We start from the raw sequence: 18709 nt of genomic DNA, 5'->3' as shown, positions 1-18709 counted from the left end.
ATTGCTGTTCAGTATGTTTAAACAATTACCCGCCTTAAATAAAAGAATAAAACAATCGATTGCGATGATGTTTTTATTGGCAGGAGGTATAGCAACTCTCCCTGCAAATGCTACCATTAAATCATTTAAAAAAGGGGCCGATGGTGTTACTTTTTCCTTAGATAAAGGCTTGATGAAAGTACTTGTACGCAGGGCCGACATTATTGAGGTAAAGTATACCATTTTTGACGCCTTTGAAACCAGGCCATCGCTGGTGGTAGTTAACAGTTGGAAAACGCCAACTGCTTACCAGGTTGCCGAAACCAAAACTGAGGTAGTTATTACAACGGCGAAATTAAAGATAAAGGTAGATAAAGGTACCAATGCCATTACCTATACCACTTTAAAAGGGGAACTTATTACCGGTGAGGATACCGAAAATAAAACCATAACCCCGGCAACTATCGCCGGTATCAGCACCTATAATGTAAGCACGCAATTTACTTCGCCACAAAACGAGGCGTTATACGGTTTAGGCTGTCACCCGCTTGATTCTTTATCCATCAATTACAAGGGCCGCAACCAGGAGTTGCTTATAAAATATCTTACGGGTGCTATCCCGGTATTACTATCAACCAAAGGGTATGGCTTACTTTGGGATAATTATTCAGCATCTAATTTTTACGGTGGCGAAGCAAACAATACTAAATTTAAGTATGTATCTGAAAGCGGTAAGCAAGTTGATTACCTCTTTTTTTACGGACCAACTTTTGATCATATCATTGATCTTTATCGTACGGCAAGCGGTCGTGCCCCGATGTTTGGTAAATGGGCTTTCGGTCTTTTCCAATCCCAGGATAGGTATATGAGCGAGAAAGAGATCATTGGCGTAAAAGACAATTACCGCAACAACCATATTCCGGTTGATGTAATTGTGCAGGACTGGTATTATTGGGATCCCTTGCCAATTGGTTCGCACGTGATGAAACCCGAGCGTTACCCGCATCCGCAACAAATGGTTGATGAATTGCACCAGGCAAATATTCATGCCATGATATCAATATGGCCGGTATTTGGCAAAGGTACGCCAAACTATGATGCATTGGAAAAAATGGGTGGATTAACAGATATTACCTGGGATAATGTGGTTACCCACACTTTTGATACTTATTACGATGCCCATAATCCAAAAGCCCGCGAGCTTTACTGGGATCAGGCGCGCGATAGCCTGGTAAAGCGCTATGGTTTTGATGCCTGGTGGATTGACCAGTGCGAGCCGGACAACGGAGCTTTGCAGGATGCACGCCGCCAGAGCAACTTCAGCATTGGTAAGGGGATTGATTATTTTAACACTTACTCTTTACAACATACCAAGGGCGTTTATGAAGGCTGGCGCAGGGATATCCCTAACAAGCGCGCGTTCTTTTTGGTAAGGCAATCTTTCGCCGGCGAGCAGCGTAATGCGTCAACTTTATGGTCGGGCGATATTGAATGTACATTTAAGGATTTTAAGAACCAGGTACCACAGGGTATAAATGCCTGTGCATCGGGCCTGGCTTACTGGACATCTGATATCGGCGGTTACCACTTTCATTGGAAAGCTGCCGATTGGTCGGAACCGGATAAGCGCGAGTTGTTTACCCGTTGGTTCCAGTTTGGTGCTTTTAGCCCTATCTTCCGGATCCACGGCAAAGGCGAACGTGCTTTGTTTAGCTCAAACTGGGATGCCAATACCAAAGCCATACTGCTTAATTTTGATAAACTGCGTTACCGCCTGATGCCATATATTTACTCATTGGCTGGCCGCACAACTACCGAAAACTATACCATGATGCGTGCCCTGACTTTCGATTTCAGGAACGATGACAAAGTTTATAGCATCCCAGATCAATACATGTTTGGTAATGCATTTATGGTGAACCCGGTTACAGAGCAGCTATACACATCGGCCGATGCGGACAAAAAAGCCAAAGCCCGCCAGGTTTATTTGCCGGCAGGCACCAAATGGTACAATTTCTGGAATGGCGAAGTATTGGATGGCGGACAAACCATTAGCGCCGCTGCCCCAATTGAAATTTTGCCTTTATATGTAAAAGCGGGCTCTATTATACCTATGGGGCCACATATGGAATATGCTACCGAGAAACCTGCCAATAATATCGAACTAAGAATATATCCCGGAGCTGATGGAACATTTAAGTTTTACGAGGATGAGAACGATAATTATAACTACGAAAAAGGTCAGTTTTCAACCTTCACCTTCAACTGGAATGATAAAACCCGTAAGCTTACGATATCAGATACCAAAGGTCATTTCCCGGGCATGCTGAAAAGCCGCACCTTCAATATCGTGATGGTGAAAGGTGCACACGGATCTGATGTCGAGGTAACAGCTAAGGCCGATAAAGTAGTTAAATATGCGGGTAAAGCTTTAGTGATTAACATGTAATCATTATCTTTCCGAACAAATATTTACCTCAGCCCGCAATAATATGCGGGCTGAGGTTTGATTAAACCTTTTATAATTTAAAGTATTAAAAATTGAATTCCTTAAAACCGGTATCACTATTAAAATTCTTATTGCTGCTGGTTTTATGTTTTTTGTATTTTTCTTCATCGGCCCAAAAAAAGAATGATGGGTATCAATACCACATCCGCCGGGCTGCATCGGCCATAACTATTGATGGCATTGTGGATGACGCTTGGCTTAAGGCTGACTCTGCCAGTAATTTTTTTATGGTTACACCCATGGATACCAGCCTGGCAAAAGTGCATACCGAGGTACGCATGACCTTTGATAACAATAACCTATACATTATTGCCGTATGTTACACCGCGGGGCCGGGCCAATACATGGTTGAGTCGCTCAAACGCGATTTTAATTTTGTTAAAAACGATAATTTCATTTTCTTTCTTGATCCTTTTGATGCCCGTACAGATGGCTTCAGCTTTGGAGCCAATGCCGCAGGAGCGCAATGGGACGGCACCATGTATGAAGGTGGTAAGGTTGACCTGAGCTGGGACAACAAATGGACCTCGGTAGTGAAAAACTATCCGGATAGGTGGGTATTTGAAGCCGCTATACCATTTAAAAGCATTCGCTATAAAAAAGGAGTGGGCCTATGGGGCATCAACTTTAGCAGAAACGATTTGGTAACTACCGAAAAATCGAGCTGGGCGCCGGTGCCAAGGCAATTTCCTACTGCATCACTGGCATATACCGGCTCATTAGTTTGGGACGAATTGCCACCAGATGCGGGCACAAATATCTCTATTATTCCTTATGCGCTTGGTGGGGTAGCTAAAGACTATACCGCTAAAACCAAAACAGATTGGCGAAAGGATTTTGGTGGTGACGCCAAGATTGGACTGACATCATCTTTAAACCTGGATCTGACTGTAAACCCTGATTTTTCGCAGGTTGATGTAGATCAGCAGGTAATTAACCTGAACCGGTATGAGTTGTTCTTTCCGGAGAAGCGCCAGTTTTTTTTAGAGAACGGCGACCTGTTTGGCAATTTCGGCTATGCCGATATTCGTCCGTTCTTTTCACGGCGCATCGGGTTAAATGCACCCATAAGGTTTGGAACAAGACTCACGGGTAAAATTGACAGAGACTGGCGTGTAGGGTTAATGGATATACAAACCGGCGAAGCGAGTGACGCATCACAGCCCGCGCAAAACTATGGTGTGCTTACCCTGCAACGCAGGATGTTTGGACGATCAAACATAGCGTTTATGTTCATCAATAAAGATGCAACGGGTACAGCAACTCCCGGAACTGCCTATAATCGTAATGTAGGCATGGAGTACAACCTGGCATCTCCAAGTAATTTGTGGACGGGTAAGCTGCTTGGGTTAAAATCATTTACGCCCGGCGTAAAGGGCCATGATATAGTAGGGGCCGCTCACCTGCAATACTTAAGTAAATACTGGACGCTTTATTTACAGGATGAGTACGTTGGTAAAAACTACACGGCAGGGGTTGGCTACGTGCCGCGTGTTGGGTATAATAAAATTAGTCCGCTGATATTGCATAACTTTTTTCCAAAAAGTGGTGATGTGCTAAGTCATGGGATACAATTAACCAGCAATTACTATTTTAACGAAAGCTTTAAGCGTACAGATAATGAAAGCAATCTAACCTATTTGATGACCTTGCGCAACAGGAATACTTTTTCGGTATCGGGTATTGATACTTATATAAAATTGCTGGTGCCTTTTGATCCTACAAACACGGGTAAAACGCCCCTTCCCATAGGTTCAGAACATCATTGGAAAACGCTTGATGTGCAGTTTGTATCCAAGCCGCAGGCTTTATTCACTTATTTAATTGATGCCTTGCATGGTGGATATTATTTAAATGGTAACCGTACAAGTATTACGGGCCAACTGGGCTATCGGTTTCAGCCTTATGTAAACCTGGCGGTAAACAGCTCATACATCAACCTGAGGTTGCCACAGCCTTATGGCAACGCCGATTTTTGGCTGATTGGTCCGAAGGCAGATATCACCTTAAGTAATACGCTTTACTTTACTACCTATGTACAATACAACGGGCAGGTTAAAAACATGAACACTAATATAAGGCTGCAATGGCGGTACAAGCCGGCCTCAGATTTGTTTATTGTTTATGGCGATAATTCAATACCATCGCCCTACACCATTAAAAACAGGCAGTTGGTTATTAAATGGACCTATTGGTGTAATTTGTAAAACTGGTTGCGTATTATTGGGAACAAGATTCAGGCTGAAGGTATTGCGGATTTTTCAACCACTCACCCAATTAACCACTCACCCAATTAACCCCAATTAACCATTCACTCCCCTTTCCCACACAGCATCGAAAAATAAATGGTTTCGCCGCTGTTAAACTTATTGTAAATGTTTGAGCCGGGAACGCCCACAAAATCATTGATGGGTTTACGAAAGGGTTTAAGTACAATTTTTTTTATCATTGCCTCTTTGTAGGGTGCACTTAATTCCATAGCTTGTAGCACATTGGGTGTAATATCCTGTTCGGTTATAACCTGTAAGCCGCATTCTGTTAACTGCGCCGGCCGTTTTGGATAGTGTACGCGGCCCATGAAATCAGCATATAAAAAAAAACCTCCGGGTTTAAGGGTGCGTGTTACTTCTTTAAAAAAATCACCACGGTTACCATAGCAGTGTGATGATTCCAGGTTAACAATAATATCAAAACTGTTATCGTCAAACGGGAGGCTTTCGGCATTGCCAGCCACGAAATTTAAATTTGCCTGCTGATAGGTTTGCTTGCAAAAGCTAATCACGTTTTCAGAAAAATCAAGCCCGGTAATTGTTTTAGGCTGATAGGCCAGCATGAGCTCGCAACCACCACCACGCCCGCAACCAACTTCAAGCATATTTTTACCGGCGAGCTGGGCCTTGCCAAGTAAATGGTGATAAAGGTTTTCGCTTAGTAAATTGAAATCATCGGTTACTTTACCCTGGGTATCTGCAAAGCCGTAGTTCATGTACTTCCAGTTGGTCAGTTTTTTAAACCTGCGGGCTATAAATTCGTAAAATAATTGCCAAAGGCGTAAACTCAATTTTGGAGAAAAATCAACCAGGTTCCGAAACAGTTTTGCGACCATATGTATATTTTATGCTAAAGTAATGCATCATACTTAGCAATCAACCGGAAATAAATAAAAGATATATAGCTTAATCGTGCACTGCCAGTAATCGGTTCCACTCGGGATGCCGTTTTAAAAAAGCCAATACATAAACACAAAGAGGCACCAATTTAAGGTGGTTGCTCTCTATATAGTTAAATGCCTTTTCAACAATAGCTGCTGCAACACCCATGCCTTCCATTTCTTCGGGTACTTCGGTATGGATCAGGTAAATCTTATCACCTTTTTGTTTATAATCAATAAAGGATCGTTTGCCGTCAATAATTAGTTCAAAATTATGTATAGCCTCATTATTAATAAGTGGAATGTCCTGGTATTTCATGAAATAGCAACCGATACTTTTTTTGATTTTGTATCGAGTCTAAATTAGTAACAAAATTTATAAAGCCAATTAGTTGCAGTATTTTTATGGCGATGTTTATATTCATCAAATAAAAATGATGATAATGGATTTGTTAAAGATTTTGGTGGGTGCAAATGCCTGATATTAACTTAGTTGTTTGAGTTTTTAAATTTTAATTAATTTTGATTTGTGCTTCTATTTTTATAAAATTACATACAGAAACGTCCCTGGTTTCGGCCGCTAATGAAAAACTATTGTGAAGCAATTTAAATGCACCATACTTCAGGCAATGCTTTTACTGTGCCTTACCAATGCAATGGCACAGGTAAAACAGCCGCGGTATTTGGCCAAACCTAAAAGAAAGCCCGTGCCGGCGCAAACCATTAGCCAGGTTAAGGGAAGCAAGCAGTTTAATGAGTTTTCGCAACTTTTGGCGCAGGCTAATGTTACGTTTACTTTTCCTAAAGGTTTTAAAGAAATCCCAGCAGTAAATAATGAAGATTTTTCTTTTGATTATGCTATGGAAATTCCCGGTCAGGAGTTTGAGATCTGGTTCCAGGTAAAATCATTAAAGCAAAACTGGCTCAGTTATGAGCGTAACCACGAGCAGGAAAACCCGGATTCGTCATACCTTAAAATGGGGAAGGCGCAAGCCGCGGCCTTTACCGGCGAGATGGATAATTTTATACGCGCCATACCTGCCAATGTACTTGCCCGTTACCGGGCCGATGCCGGTAAATCATACCTGCTTAACCTGCTTGATCTGCCCGAAACAAAGCATTACAAGTACGCCCTGCTTATAACGCTGCAGCGCAACCATACAGGCACTATTATGGCCGTATGTTTTACTAACGAAAAAGACCCTGAATTTTTCAAGAACATTGATAAAGCCAGTAATAGTCTCCAGTTTAAACCCCGGTAACATAATGTTAATAAGTTGACAGTTTTGAACGCTCAATTCAAACCCTAAACTATATTTTTGCACCCGGCGCATATTTGTGCCTTTTTTAAAAATTCTACTCAATAAATGGCAGAACCAGTTAATTATAGCGAAGATAGTATCCGCTCCCTCGATTGGAAAGAACACATCCGTTTACGCCCCGGTATGTACATAGGTAAATTGGGCGATGGCTCGGCTTATGACGATGGTGTATATGTGTTGCTTAAAGAAATTATTGATAACTCCATAGATGAGTTTGTAATGGGATCGGGCCGTACTATTGAGGTAAATATGAGCGATCATAAAGTATCTGTACGTGATTACGGCCGGGGGATTCCTTTAGGTAAAGTGATTGATTGCGTATCCAAAATAAATACCGGCGGTAAATATGATAGTAAGGCCTTCCAAAAATCTGTAGGATTGAACGGTGTGGGTACTAAGGCGGTGAACGCGTTATCAAACAATTTCATTGTACAATCATACCGTGATGGCCGTACCAAATTGGCCGAATTTGCCAAAGGCGAACTGATTAGGGATGAAGCTGAAAAAGAAACCACCCAGCGCAATGGTACCGCCATTAATTTTATTCCCGATGATACCATTTTCAGGAACTACCGCTTTATACCTGAGTTTGTAGATAGCATGATCTGGAATTATGTGTTCCTTAATTCGGGCTTAACACTTAATTTTAACGGTCAAAAATATTTTTCAGAGCGTGGACTTTATGATCTGTTAACTAAAAATACCGATGTTGAAACACTGCGTTATCCCATCATCCACCTTAAAGGCGAGGATATTGAAATAGCCATGACCCATGGTCAGCAATACGGTGAGGAATACTATTCGTTTGTTAACGGCCAAAATACAACACAGGGAGGTACGCACCAGGCGGCTTTCCGTGAGGCTGTGGTGAAAACTATCCGCGAGTTTTATAAAAAAGAGTTTGATGCGTCGGATATCCGTGCATCCATAGTTGCCGCCATCGCCATTAAAGTGCAGGAGCCGGTGTTTGAATCGCAAACAAAAACCAAATTAGGTTCGCAAAATATTGGTCCGGAAGGGCCATCTGTGCGTGGGTTTATTAATGATTTCCTTAAAAAGGAACTGGATAATTACCTGCATAAAAACCCCGCCGCGGCTGATGCCTTGCTGAAAAGGATCCTGCAGTCTGAGCGTGAGCGAAAAGATATTGCTGGCATTAAAAAACTGGCTAACGAGCGCGCAAAAAAAGCATCACTGCATAACCGCAAACTGCGCGATTGCAAACTGCATTTTGAAGATACCCACGAACGCCGCCAGGATACTACGCTGTTCATTACCGAGGGAGATTCGGCAAGTGGATCTATCACCAAATCGCGCGATGTAATGACCCAGGCTGTATTTAGCTTAAAGGGAAAACCACTTAACTGCTACGGGCTAACCAAAAAAGTAGTTTACGAGAACGAAGAATTTAACCTGCTGCAACACGCCCTCAATATTGAAGATGGCCTGGATGCGCTGCGCTACAACAATATTGTGATTGCTACCGATGCCGATGTGGATGGTATGCACATCCGCTTGTTGCTGATGACTTTCTTTTTACAGTTCTTTCCGGATTTGGTGAAGGCAGGTCACGTATTTATCCTGCAAACGCCATTGTTTAGGGTTCGTAATAAAAAGGAAACCATTTATTGCTACAGCGATGAAGAACGCCGTAACGCGATAGCCAAATTAGGCAACAAGCCCGAGATTACCCGATTTAAAGGTTTGGGTGAGATCTCGCCAGATGAGTTTGGTTTATTTATAGGCAAAGATATCCGCCTGGATCCGGTGATTCTTAAAGACGCAAATATTAAAGGTTTGCTGGAGTATTTCATGGGTAAAAATACCCCCGCCCGCCAGATGCACATTGTGAACAACCTGAGGGTTGAAAAAGACGACGAAAGCATTAATCCGCTGATTGCCGAAGAGGCAGATGGAATAGCTTTACCGGTTGCGGTGTAGTTAATTATAAATGCGTCATTGAAGTTTTGAAATCTTTGGACTTTGAAAGAGAATTGACGATTTAAAAGATTTGTCATCCTGAGGAACGAAGGATCTATTCGCAGACTGTGCAGGGCGAAGAAGCATGGTGGAGAATAGATCCTTCACTATCGTTCAGGATGACAAAATTTTTTTTTTCAAAACGACGTGAGAATATTGCTCACAAATTCCACGAGATTCTTCAATTTCGTAAAAAGTTCTTATCTTGTTTCCCCTTCTTTTTTTAAGGGGAAGCATTTATGACCAACCACGAAATAAAAATAGCTTTTGACGAATACGATTCTATAGAGCAATTGGATAAACCAGACTACGAGCTGTGCCTTGAGGCAGCTAAAGCGTTAAAAAATTCACATTCACCATATTCAAAGTTTAGGGTAGGGGCGGCGTTACGTCTGCAAAGCGGCCGTATTATTTATGGCAGCAACCAGGAAAATGTAGCTTATCCATCTGGTTTATGTGCCGAACGGGTTGCACTATTTTATTGGGGTGCCAATCATCCCGATGATCCGGTTGAGAGCATGGCAGTAACGGCCCAAACAGATGAGTTTATGTTGAGTAAGCCGGTAACATCCTGTGGTTCATGTCTGCAGGTTTTGGCCGAGGTAGAGAAAAAGCAGAAGAAGCCTATCAAAATTATATTATACGCGGCGGATAGCCCGGTTTGGGTAATTAAAGGCGTTGAAAACCAGTTGCCATTTTTGTTTTTTGAAGAAAGACTGATCTCATAAACTATGAAATTGAAATTGTTTTTATTTTTAATTGGATGTGCTTTTGCGGCAAATGTATTTGCACAACAAGGCTTTCCGTTTGATAGCGAGATTCGGGCATTTAAACACCAGGATAGCGTTAACTTCCCAAAAAAGGATGGTATTTTGTTTATCGGCAGTTCATCCGTTCGGCTGTGGAGCGATCTGGAGCAGCGTTTTGCAGATAAGCCCATTATTAAGCGTGGTGTAGGTGGTTGCGAACTTTGGCAATTGGTTGATTATTATACACCCTACATCCTTTTTCCATACCATCCCCGTAAAATATTTATTTACGCCGGCGAAAATGATATCGCAGCAGGCAAATCCGCGCAGTTTGTAGCCGACGAGTTTGCCAAGCTATGGGATATGATCCATGCTAAATTGCCCGGAGCCGAAGTTTATTTTATGTCGATAAAGCCAAGTCCGGTACGTGCTAAGAATTATGCGGAAGTATATAAGGCTGATGAGTTAATAAAAGCTTACCTGAAAGGCAAACCTAAAAGTCATTATGTTGACCTGGTAACGGCAATTTACAATCCCGGCACCACTACGCCAGATTCCAGCTTATTTAAAGGCGATTACCTGCATCTGAACCCCCAAGGGTATGATAAATGGGAATCGGTATTGAAGCCGCTGGTAAAGTAGGGTCTTAAAAAAAATCCCCTCTCGAGAGGGGGCGCGTAAGGCAGAGCGTAAGCAGGGGTGTGTTATAAAAGCGATTGGTAAACAATGTTTATTCGTGGCGTGGTAGAACACACCCCTCCACCCCTCTCAAGAGGGGAATCGCTCAATCCCGCCCCGCTTCAGTTCGTGACATTCGAATCAATTCGAATCAATTCGTGTCTAATAAAAAAGGCCCCGCCTGGCGGGGCCTATACTTACTTACATTTTAAACACTAAACTAAAACTATCTTATTTAAATACACTGTAAACGTTGGTGATTTTCCAGCCTTTGCCGGTATTAGCAACGGTTACATAATTGGTGCGTACAAAACCATCAAACTGCATATCAACTTTTACTACGGCCATATCGCTGTTACTTTCCATAATTGTTGTGCTGGTTGTGCAATTTTGTTCGGTATTTTTATTGGCTTTTATAGATTCAATCATTTCGCCTTTAGTAAAGCTTAATACGTTTTTACCACGTAATAAATTGAATTTGGCCGATTGGTCAACCACGTCGCCAAAGCCCTGAACTTTGCCGCGGGTCATGGCATCTACATATGTATTTATAGCAAAATTGCGGGTTAAGTTATCACCTTCTGTTGTTACATTTGCTTTTGCAACACCACATACTATTATTAAAGCTAAAGCTGCGAGTATTGATTTTAAGGTTTTCATATTGTTGTTGTTTTTGAGGTTATTTATTTCTTAATTTATATCTATAAGACAGCAGCATTATTCCATTCGTTACAGACAAATCAACCAATTTATACGATTTAACAAACATTTAACAATTGGTATTATTTATTAAATATTTAGCAACGTTAGGATAATAAACCACCGCAATGATTGATTTTAATACCATTATTTTACAATTTGCTGAACAAGGTGAAAAAACCGGGTGGACATATATCGAAATTCCGGTTGATATTGCCCAGGAAATGAAACCCGGAAACAAGAAATCTTTCCGCGTAATGGGCAAATTGGATAACCTGGATGTGCGGGGCATGGCCCTGATGCCCATGGGCGAGGGTAATTTTATCATGTCGTTAAAGCGCGAAATTTGCAAAGCCCTGCATAAAAGCCGCGGCGCCATGCTCAGGGTACAATTACAGCCCGATGACGACTTTAAGTTTACCATCCCCTCCGATCTGCTGGAATGTTTTGAATTTGAACCTGAGGGCGAAGTTTTTTTTAACAGTCTTGCCGAAAGCCACCGCGGCTACTTTATTAAATGGATAGATAGCGCTAAAACTGATGCCACACGCGCTAACAGGATTGCTGCAACTATAAATGCCATGGTGAGGCGGATGGATTACGGGATGATGCTGCGGGAATTGAAGCGGGCGAGGGAGTAGCGGATATTTACTTTTTTATGTACATGCCCTTTGACAGCGGCATAGTTTCCTGAAACCCAAACTGTGCATATAATTTATCGGCTTGTCCATCTGCTAATAAACTCACATAGCAGGTTGCTGGCAGCTTTTCATCTACGTATGATTTGATCTTCTCCATTATTTTTTTGCCTATGCCTTTACCTTGGTGTTGTGGTAGAACACAAATATCTACCACCTGGCAAAAACAGCCGCCATCGCCAATAACCCTGCCCATGCCAATGTAAGCCTCTTGGTCATTTTTTACCACTACAGCATATAAAGTGTGGGCTAAGGCGATGGTAGCAGCCTCAGCCGATTTTGTGGACAAGCCGCTGTCGCGTCTTAGTTGCAAGTAGGTTTCAAGTGGGATATTTTGTTCTATTATTTGCATCATTGTTTAATTTGAAAATATAGTTATTTACAATACTTTAATTTGTGCCCATTAATCCCGCTCACGGTGAGCTTTTATTAGAGTTCTCATGGGGAAAAAAATAAATGAAATAGCTATTTACCGCTCAAAAGCTCTTCTAACAAATCATCGGTTAATTTAATCCTGTCGTTTTGATTTTTCCACTTGCCGTTGCTGGGCGGGAATGCATTGCGTGAATAGCCTACCTTGTTTTTAAAATCAAATATGGCATGGCAGTAGTTATTGATCAATAAGGATGCAAGCTGCCAATCGTCAGTCCATACAATTTTAATGTTGCATGGTTGGCCCTTGTCGGTCACGTTATCCACGTCATAAATGTGCACTGCGTCCAAAATTTCCTGACCTGGTAATTTCCCAATCGCGTAAAAATATCCCGTTGTAAGGTTATCTTCAAAAACAACCCCATGTGATGAATCCGGACTTACACTATCAAAAAATGTATCCTCGCCAACAATAAATTCCTCTTCTACCTCTAAAATCATACTATATAGTAAAGCACTAATTAGCGCAGCGCTAAAGTATCATAAATTTTATTTACCGGCTTAAGTAATTATCTGTATAGCTATGTTCATGGTTCAATATGATTAAGGTTTCCAGTTTTCAGGAAAAGGAATTTCCTGCATAGAGACCGTTTTAAAGCCCGGGATCTTAAAATCCACTCCTGATTGGTTGTAATAGAAAAAGGGATTGGTTTTAAAGGCCGAGTAATCTGCCAGCATCTGTTGTTCTAATTTTATTAAGCGGTTACGGTATTTAGGGTCAAAAGGGGCTTCTTCTGGTTTTATAGCCAGTAGTCTTGTAATATATAACAGCAGATTATAACAGGTGGTAAACTGGCCGCAGGCTATTATACAAGCCTCGCTATGCACTTGCTCAGTCGATTGTTTATCAAACCATAGCGTTGTGCCTGTGTTAAAGGCTACCTGGGCTACAATCTGGATATCCTGGCTTGGGTCAAGCACAGGTGGCACCGGTGATTTATAACCATCATCGGCTTTGCGGTTAATGTTGTTTGAAAAAGAAAGATCATAGATATGGTTGCCCTTACCCCGGTTTTTCCATTGCGGCGAAAAATAAAATTTATTGTAAAGCAGCTGTCTTATCCGCTTTAAAAATATGCTCAGGTTAAGCATTAGCACGGATTCTGCCCTGGCGCTTATCAATTGCTTAATAATGCTTAACGGTGTTTTTGTAAAGTAACCAACCAGCAACGAAATTATCCTTTCGGTAAAGTTCTTTTTAAAGTTTAATATCAATGTAGAATTTGCGGCACCCAATAGCTGGCTTCTTAAATATAAACTCAATACAAAAAAGATTAAAGGCAGGGTGATAAGTGCAGAACAAACAATGGTTAATAAGGCGCAGTGTTGCTTTATTCCATACCAGATGCCTGCCGATAAAATGACAATAACTGCTGCGGCTATAAACACCAATCCTCTTAGGGATAATTCCCAGCCTTTTTTCACCTCGGGCATTTCATAAGGTTCAATAAAATGACTGCCAACGTCATTAACCATCAGCAGGTCAAAATGCCGCAGATCGGTTTCGTGCCTGGTTCTTCTGCCATCGGCATACATCATGCTTTGCAGGCCCTGGTTGTCGGTAATACCGCCATCCATCAACCCGAAATGTTTTTTGTTTATAAATTCCTTTTCCTGTTTATCGCCCGTTTGCGGCAGCATAGTAAGGGCATTTTTAAGTTCTAATGGGTACAAACCAGGGTATGTGAAATCATTAGGGAAAACTATAGGCTCAAAACCCGCCGGAAAACAGGATGATGCCGCCAGTATATCGCCCAGTTTAATTTTACCCGCAGTTTTTTTATCGAGGTATATAACCATATTACCATAAGTAAAATAGGGATCTTTACCGTTATCGGGTACCAGTTTTATATCCTGCCGAAAAGATTGGCCCGTAAAAAACTCGGTAGCGTTAAAACAAACCTCCTGTAAATGTTTGCCAGGTGATTCGTCATGAAAAAGCGATTCGAGGTTTGCGCAGTCAAATAAATGTTTATCATAAGCCAACGAAAACGCATTAATGATATTGCGACTTTTAAGCTCTCTTGTTTTCCAGTACTTTTTGTCGGCCAGCATTTCCATGGCGTTTTTTAGTAACTCATCGCCGCTTAGTGCCGTTAAAAGTTTACTATAGTAATCGCCGAAGCTTTTGCCCTTACTGTTATATAAAGCATACAACGCGGTTGCTATTGTACCGCCGGATGCCGACGACATATAGGTAACCCTTTGTAAGAGGCTGTGGCCAAAAAGTTCATCTGTTGTATCATCAAACTTTATTTTATCAAGGTATGATAAAACGCCTAATGAGAATGAAGCCGCACGAAAGCCACCGCCCGAAAAAGCGAGAGCGATGCTATCAAACGGTTTAATTATGGCAACCTCAAGCTTGTTTTCTGACAGCGGTTCGGGGGCTGGTATCTTATCCATAATAGCATAGGTTTTGGTTGTATAAATTTAGGTAATTATTATACAATATGTATAAGGTAAAAACATCTGTTTACCAGTGTTTTTATTGATCTTTTTAATCCGCCAAAAATTTCTTTCTCTCAAAGCTTGCATTTATATAAGCACTTATATAAATTGCACTATGAATTTATATCAAAGTTTAGGTTACCTGGTTTTGGGCAGTCGGTTAAGGCGATTGAGCGAAGCTTTTTTAGCCGAAATTAACCGGGCTTACCAAAATGAAGGAATTGATTTTGATGCCAGCTGGTTCCCGGTATTTTATTTGCTATCCAGGAATGATGCGCTATCTATAAAGGAGCTAAGCGAGCAGATTGAAGTTTCGCATCCGGCGGCAAGCCAGTTGATTACCAATTTAAAAAATCGCGGGTTGGTTACCAGTGCCACCTGTGCCGATGATGGCCGCAGGCAATTGGTAACTTTAACCGATAGCGGTCGTAAGTTATTAGTACAGATCCTGCCCATGTGGGATGCCATTTCTAAGGCGATGACCGAACTTATCGATAGCGATCCTTCCTCACAACAATTATTACCTGGAATAACCGCGCTCGAAAAAACATTTCGCTCGGTTAATCTATCCGAACTTATTAGCGAAAAATTAGTAACCGAACTAAAACCCGCCGATCATGAATAGTACGTTCAATTATGGAAGCGATCATTTAACCATCGGGGTTTGCCTGGATATAGCAGCGGGCAAAACCAAAGGTGTTATTAATGCTGATACTGATCAGGCTATCCGTGCATCGTGGGGCGAGGTTGCAAAAATTGTTCATGCGCAAATACCAGTTTACGGAATTAATACAGGTTTCGGTCCGCTTTGCGATACTCATATATCTGAGGCTGATACCAGCCTGCTGCAAAGCAATATCCTCAAGAGCCATAGCGTAGGTGTGGGTAAACCCATCCCGCAGGAAATTGCCAAGCTGATGCTGATCACTAAAGTACATGCCCTGGCCCAGGGCTTTTCGGGCGTTGCTCCCGAAACCTTGTACCGCATCATCTGGCATATAAATAATGATATCATCCCAATCGTTCCCGAAAAAGGATCGGTAGGTGCATCGGGCGATTTGGCTCCATTGTCGCATTTGTTTTTACCATTAATTGGCCTGGGCGAAATATATGATCGGGGCGAAAGAAAACCTGCCCGTGAGGCCTTAAAAAAACACAATCAGTTGCCTTTGGTATTGGGCCCAAAAGAAGGCCTCGCTTTAATTAACGGAACACAATTTATATTAGCCTTTGCCATAAAGGCGGTGCAAAGACTTGATGATGCTTTGAACCGTGCCGACCTGATAGGCGCCATGTCATTAGAAGGATTGATGGGGTCCACAAGACCATTTGATGCACGCATTCACGCGCTCAGGCCATTCGCGGGGACCCAAATGGTAGCCAAACGGCTGTTTACTTTGTTAAATGGATCAGGGATCAATACATCACATTTTAATTGCGATAGGGTGCAGGATCCTTATTCATTGCGCTGTATGCCACAGGTGCATGGCGCATCGCGCAATGCATGGCTTCACCTTAAACAGCTTACCGAGACCGAATTAAATTCAGTTACTGATAACCCTGTTATTTTTAGCGCCGATGATACCATCAGCGGAGGTAATTTCCACGGACAGCCATTAGCCCTGCCACTTGATTATGCCACTGTTGCCGCTGCCGAGCTGGGCAATATTGCCGATCGCCGGTGTTACCTCATGAGCGAAGGCCGTTATGGATTGCCTAAACTGCTTACGCATAATGCCGGGCTAAACTCAGGCCTCATGATACCGCAATACACCACGGCAGCGTTGGTTACCGAAAATAAAACGCTGTGTTTTCCGGCGAGTGCCGATAGTGTGCCTACTTCGCTTGGGCAGGAGGATCACGTTTCCATGGGTTCCATCAGTGGGCGTAAACTACACATGGTGATTGATAATATAGAATATATCCAGGCCATTGAGCTGCTCTATGCATCACAGGCGATGGATTTCCGCAGGCCGCTACTATCAACCCCTGTTATTGAAGCCCTGCACAGTTATGTGAGGCAGCACGTTCCTTTTATACAGGACGACCGTGTTTTTGCGGATGATATCAGCCAGTTACATCAAATTATTACCGATGGTTCATTTTTGGCAACTGCCAATGATGCGGCCATCAATAACCATATAAATCTCAGCCATGACGAGTTCGGAATTTATTAAAACCTACGCCAGCCATCCGGTGTATAAGTCGCCGCGCGGCATGCAGCTGCATGCCAAAAGCTGGCAAACCGAAGCGCCGTTAAGGATGCTGCTCAATAACCTTGATGGCCAGGTAGCCGAAAATCCCGACGAGCTGGTAGTTTACGGCGGCATTGGGCAGGCAGCGCGCAACCCGGAATCCCTCAGGAAAATTATTGAGTTGTTGTTGGAGTTGGATGAGTATCACTCACTGCTGGTACAATCGGGCAAGCCGGTGGGGATTGTCCGCAGTCACCCCGAAGCGCCACGTGTTTTAATAGCCAATAGTAACCTGGTCCCTGCATGGGCCAACTGGGAGCATTTTAATGAGCTGCGCGCAAAAGGTTTGATGATGTATGGCCAAATGACGGCCGGCAGCTGGATTTATATAGGTACGCAAGGTATTTTACAAGGCACCTATGAAACATTTGTAGAGTGCGGTAATCAGCATTTTAATGGCGATCTTACCGGTAAGCTCATCGTAAGCGCGGGTTTAGGCGGCATGGGCGGCGCTCAGCCATTGGCCACGACTATGGCGGGGGGCATATTTTTGGGTGCCGATGTTGATGCAACCCGAATCCAAAAACGGGTAGATACCCAATACATTGATCGTATGACCCATTCTTATGATGAGGCTATAGCCTGGGTAAAAGAGGCCATCGACAAAAAGGAAATACTTTCTGTTGGATTAGTAAGTGACGCCGGTGATCTGCTGGAAAGATTATTAAAAGACAATATTATCCCGGATATTTTAACTGATCAGACGTCGGCACATGATCCGCTAAATGGGTATATACCTAACGGCCTGTCATTAAATGAAGCCGCCGTTTTACGGAAAAGTGATGCTGTTGAATACAAGCGCCTGTCGCTAAAAAGTATGGCGAGGCATGTGGGGCTGATGCTTGATTTGCAAAAGAAGGGAGCGGTAACTTTTGATTATGGAAACAACCTGCGCGAGTTTGCCAAACAAGGCGGCGAGCTGGATGCTTTTAATTTTCCCGGCTTTACGCCGGCATATATTCGCCCGCTGTTTTGTGAGGGCAAAGGCCCGTTTAGGTGGGTAGCTTTATCCGGCGATCCGGAAGATATTTATACAACTGATAGGGCGCTCATGGAAGCATTCCCAGAAAATAAGCCATTGCTTACCTGGCTCAAAAAAGCGCAGGAAAAAATTTCTTTCCAGGGCTTGCCCGCCCGCATTTGTTGGTTAGGCATGGGCGAACGGGAAAAGGCAGGGCTGATATTTAATGACCTGGTGGCAAGCGGTAAAGTAAAAGGCCCGATAGTAATTGGCCGCGACCATTTGGATTGCGGCTCGGTAGCATCACCCAACCGCGAAACCGAGTCTATGAAGGATGGGTCGGATGCGGTATCTGATTGGCCCTTACTTAACCTGATGGCCAATGCCTCCGGTGGTGCCACATGGATCTCGTTCCACCACGGTGGTGGGGTGGGGATGGGCTACTCCCAACATGCCGGCATGGTTGTATTGGCCGATGGTACGGAGCGCGCAGCCAGCTGCCTTAAACGGGTTTTGTACAACGATCCGGCAATGGGCATTTTCCGCCATGCCGATGCCGGTTACGATAAGGCGGAGGAGTGGGCAGAAAAGTTTGGATTGAAGGTGTGGTAGGTGAGCTGAAAGCTTAAGGCCGAAGGCTTAAAGCAATTATTAAAAACACGTCATAGGTAGGCATAAAACCCACGGGCTCTGAAGGAGAAATGACGTTTTAAAAGGTTTGTCATCCTGAACGTAGTGAAGGATCTATTCGCAGAATTACAGGGCGAAGGAGTATAGCGCATAATAGATCCTTCACTATGTTCAGGATGACAAAAAGGTTTTTGTAAATACATCATAGTTATATA

Annotated in this window: 16 protein-coding genes; 10 read left to right on the top strand and 6 right to left on the bottom strand. The window is 42.9% G+C overall.

Annotated features, from left to right (window positions below):
• Positions 1 to 13: 13 nt before the first annotated feature.
• Together AC1D0K_RS10655 and AC1D0K_RS10650 are read left to right on the top strand one after the other, a co-directional pair.
• Positions 14 to 2428, top strand: coding sequence for a glycoside hydrolase family 31 protein (locus AC1D0K_RS10655; RefSeq protein ID WP_477442352.1), 2415 nt, complete (start codon positions 14 to 16; stop codon positions 2426 to 2428).
• Between the two features lie 92 nt (positions 2429 to 2520).
• Positions 2521 to 4695, top strand: coding sequence for a DUF5916 domain-containing protein (locus tag AC1D0K_RS10650; RefSeq protein WP_477395843.1), 2175 nt, complete (start codon positions 2521 to 2523; stop codon positions 4693 to 4695).
• Positions 4696 to 4799: 104 nt separating this feature from the next.
• Here AC1D0K_RS10650 and AC1D0K_RS10645 read toward each other — a convergent pair whose 3' ends face one another.
• Entirely contained in the window at positions 4800 to 5594 is a 795-nt protein-coding gene (locus tag AC1D0K_RS10645; protein ID WP_477395841.1) for a class I SAM-dependent methyltransferase, read from the bottom strand.
• A gap of 70 nt (positions 5595 to 5664) precedes the next feature.
• Positions 5665 to 5958: a GNAT family N-acetyltransferase gene (locus AC1D0K_RS10640; RefSeq protein WP_477395839.1), complete on the bottom strand. Its 294-nt coding sequence runs from the start codon at positions 5956 to 5958 to the stop codon at positions 5665 to 5667.
• 277 nt (positions 5959 to 6235) lie between these two features.
• Here AC1D0K_RS10640 and AC1D0K_RS10635 point away from each other — a divergent pair, with 277 nt between their 5' ends.
• From AC1D0K_RS10635 to AC1D0K_RS10620, 4 genes are all read left to right on the top strand, one after another.
• On the top strand, positions 6236 to 6901 hold the full coding sequence (locus AC1D0K_RS10635; RefSeq protein ID WP_477395837.1) for a hypothetical protein: 666 nt from the start codon (positions 6236 to 6238) through the stop codon (positions 6899 to 6901).
• A 105-nt stretch (positions 6902 to 7006) separates the two neighbouring features.
• Entirely contained in the window at positions 7007 to 8902 is a 1896-nt protein-coding gene (locus AC1D0K_RS10630) for a DNA topoisomerase IV subunit B (RefSeq protein WP_477395835.1), read from the top strand.
• A gap of 278 nt (positions 8903 to 9180) precedes the next feature.
• Positions 9181 to 9669, top strand: a complete 489-nt coding sequence (locus AC1D0K_RS10625; protein WP_477395833.1) for a cytidine deaminase — start codon at positions 9181 to 9183, stop codon at positions 9667 to 9669.
• A 3-nt stretch (positions 9670 to 9672) separates the two neighbouring features.
• Positions 9673 to 10332 (top strand): GDSL-type esterase/lipase family protein, encoded by a 660-nt coding sequence (locus tag AC1D0K_RS10620; RefSeq protein ID WP_477395831.1) that lies wholly within the window; start codon positions 9673 to 9675, stop codon positions 10330 to 10332.
• A gap of 267 nt (positions 10333 to 10599) precedes the next feature.
• Here AC1D0K_RS10620 and AC1D0K_RS10615 read toward each other — a convergent pair whose 3' ends face one another.
• A complete protein-coding gene (locus AC1D0K_RS10615; protein WP_477395829.1) occupies positions 10600 to 11028 on the bottom strand; it encodes a nuclear transport factor 2 family protein in 429 nt (142 codons plus the stop codon).
• Between the two features lie 167 nt (positions 11029 to 11195).
• On the opposite strand from AC1D0K_RS10615, the gene AC1D0K_RS10610 reads away from it, so the two are divergent.
• Positions 11196 to 11708 carry a YdeI/OmpD-associated family protein gene (locus AC1D0K_RS10610; protein ID WP_477395827.1) on the top strand — a complete coding sequence of 171 codons (513 nt, stop codon included), beginning with the start codon at positions 11196 to 11198 and terminating at the stop codon, positions 11706 to 11708.
• A gap of 7 nt (positions 11709 to 11715) precedes the next feature.
• Here AC1D0K_RS10610 and AC1D0K_RS10605 read toward each other — a convergent pair whose 3' ends face one another.
• The 3 genes from AC1D0K_RS10605 to AC1D0K_RS10595 all read right to left on the bottom strand — a co-directional run bounded on the left by AC1D0K_RS10605 (position 11716) and on the right by AC1D0K_RS10595 (position 14603).
• Entirely contained in the window at positions 11716 to 12120 is a 405-nt protein-coding gene (locus AC1D0K_RS10605; protein ID WP_477395825.1) for a GNAT family N-acetyltransferase, read from the bottom strand.
• 110 nt (positions 12121 to 12230) lie between these two features.
• On the bottom strand, positions 12231 to 12638 hold the full coding sequence (locus AC1D0K_RS10600; RefSeq protein ID WP_477395823.1) for a DUF2251 domain-containing protein: 408 nt from the start codon (positions 12636 to 12638) through the stop codon (positions 12231 to 12233).
• Between the two features lie 102 nt (positions 12639 to 12740).
• Entirely contained in the window at positions 12741 to 14603 is a 1863-nt protein-coding gene (locus AC1D0K_RS10595; RefSeq protein WP_477395821.1) for a patatin-like phospholipase family protein, read from the bottom strand.
• A gap of 160 nt (positions 14604 to 14763) precedes the next feature.
• On the opposite strand from AC1D0K_RS10595, the gene AC1D0K_RS10590 reads away from it, so the two are divergent.
• The 3 genes from AC1D0K_RS10590 to hutU are packed head-to-tail and all read left to right on the top strand — an operon-like array spanning position 14764 to position 18476.
• The gene (locus AC1D0K_RS10590; protein WP_477395819.1) at positions 14764 to 15273 is read left to right on the top strand and encodes a MarR family winged helix-turn-helix transcriptional regulator; all 510 of its coding nucleotides are present in this window, start codon (positions 14764 to 14766) and stop codon (positions 15271 to 15273) included.
• Positions 15266 to 16825: a histidine ammonia-lyase gene (hutH, locus tag AC1D0K_RS10585; protein ID WP_477395817.1), complete on the top strand. Its 1560-nt coding sequence runs from the start codon at positions 15266 to 15268 to the stop codon at positions 16823 to 16825. Before AC1D0K_RS10590 ends, hutH begins: the two co-directional genes overlap by 8 nt.
• Positions 16803 to 18476 carry a urocanate hydratase gene (gene hutU / locus AC1D0K_RS10580; RefSeq protein ID WP_477395815.1) on the top strand — a complete coding sequence of 558 codons (1674 nt, stop codon included), beginning with the start codon at positions 16803 to 16805 and terminating at the stop codon, positions 18474 to 18476. The genes hutH and hutU overlap by 23 nt, the downstream gene beginning before the upstream one ends.
• Positions 18477 to 18709: the final 233 nt, after the last annotated feature.

The sequence above is a fragment of the Mucilaginibacter sp. P1_A3 genome (assembly GCF_056406855.1).
The sequence above is the reverse complement of the archived record's forward strand: the minus strand, read 5'-3'. Positions and strand labels throughout refer to the sequence as shown.

Coding starts and splice junctions, on each gene's coding strand:
- AC1D0K_RS10630 (WP_477395835.1), top strand. CDS start 7,007: ATGGCAGAACCAGTTAATTATAGCGAAGATAGTATCCGCTCCCTCGAT.
- AC1D0K_RS10590 (WP_477395819.1), top strand. CDS start 14,764: ATGAATTTATATCAAAGTTTAGGTTACCTGGTTTTGGGCAGTCGGTTA.
- AC1D0K_RS10640 (WP_477395839.1), bottom strand. CDS start 5,958: ATGAAATACCAGGACATTCCACTTATTAATAATGAGGCTATACATAAT.
- AC1D0K_RS10620 (WP_477395831.1), top strand. CDS start 9,673: ATGAAATTGAAATTGTTTTTATTTTTAATTGGATGTGCTTTTGCGGCA.
- AC1D0K_RS10625 (WP_477395833.1), top strand. CDS start 9,181: ATGACCAACCACGAAATAAAAATAGCTTTTGACGAATACGATTCTATA.
- AC1D0K_RS10615 (WP_477395829.1), bottom strand. CDS start 11,028: ATGAAAACCTTAAAATCAATACTCGCAGCTTTAGCTTTAATAATAGTA.
- AC1D0K_RS10655 (WP_477442352.1), top strand. CDS start 14: ATGTTTAAACAATTACCCGCCTTAAATAAAAGAATAAAACAATCGATT.
- AC1D0K_RS10610 (WP_477395827.1), top strand. CDS start 11,196: ATGATTGATTTTAATACCATTATTTTACAATTTGCTGAACAAGGTGAA.
- AC1D0K_RS10605 (WP_477395825.1), bottom strand. CDS start 12,120: ATGATGCAAATAATAGAACAAAATATCCCACTTGAAACCTACTTGCAA.
- AC1D0K_RS10595 (WP_477395821.1), bottom strand. CDS start 14,603: ATGGATAAGATACCAGCCCCCGAACCGCTGTCAGAAAACAAGCTTGAG.
- hutH (WP_477395817.1), top strand. CDS start 15,266: ATGAATAGTACGTTCAATTATGGAAGCGATCATTTAACCATCGGGGTT.
- AC1D0K_RS10600 (WP_477395823.1), bottom strand. CDS start 12,638: ATGATTTTAGAGGTAGAAGAGGAATTTATTGTTGGCGAGGATACATTT.
- hutU (WP_477395815.1), top strand. CDS start 16,803: ATGACGAGTTCGGAATTTATTAAAACCTACGCCAGCCATCCGGTGTAT.
- AC1D0K_RS10645 (WP_477395841.1), bottom strand. CDS start 5,594: ATGGTCGCAAAACTGTTTCGGAACCTGGTTGATTTTTCTCCAAAATTG.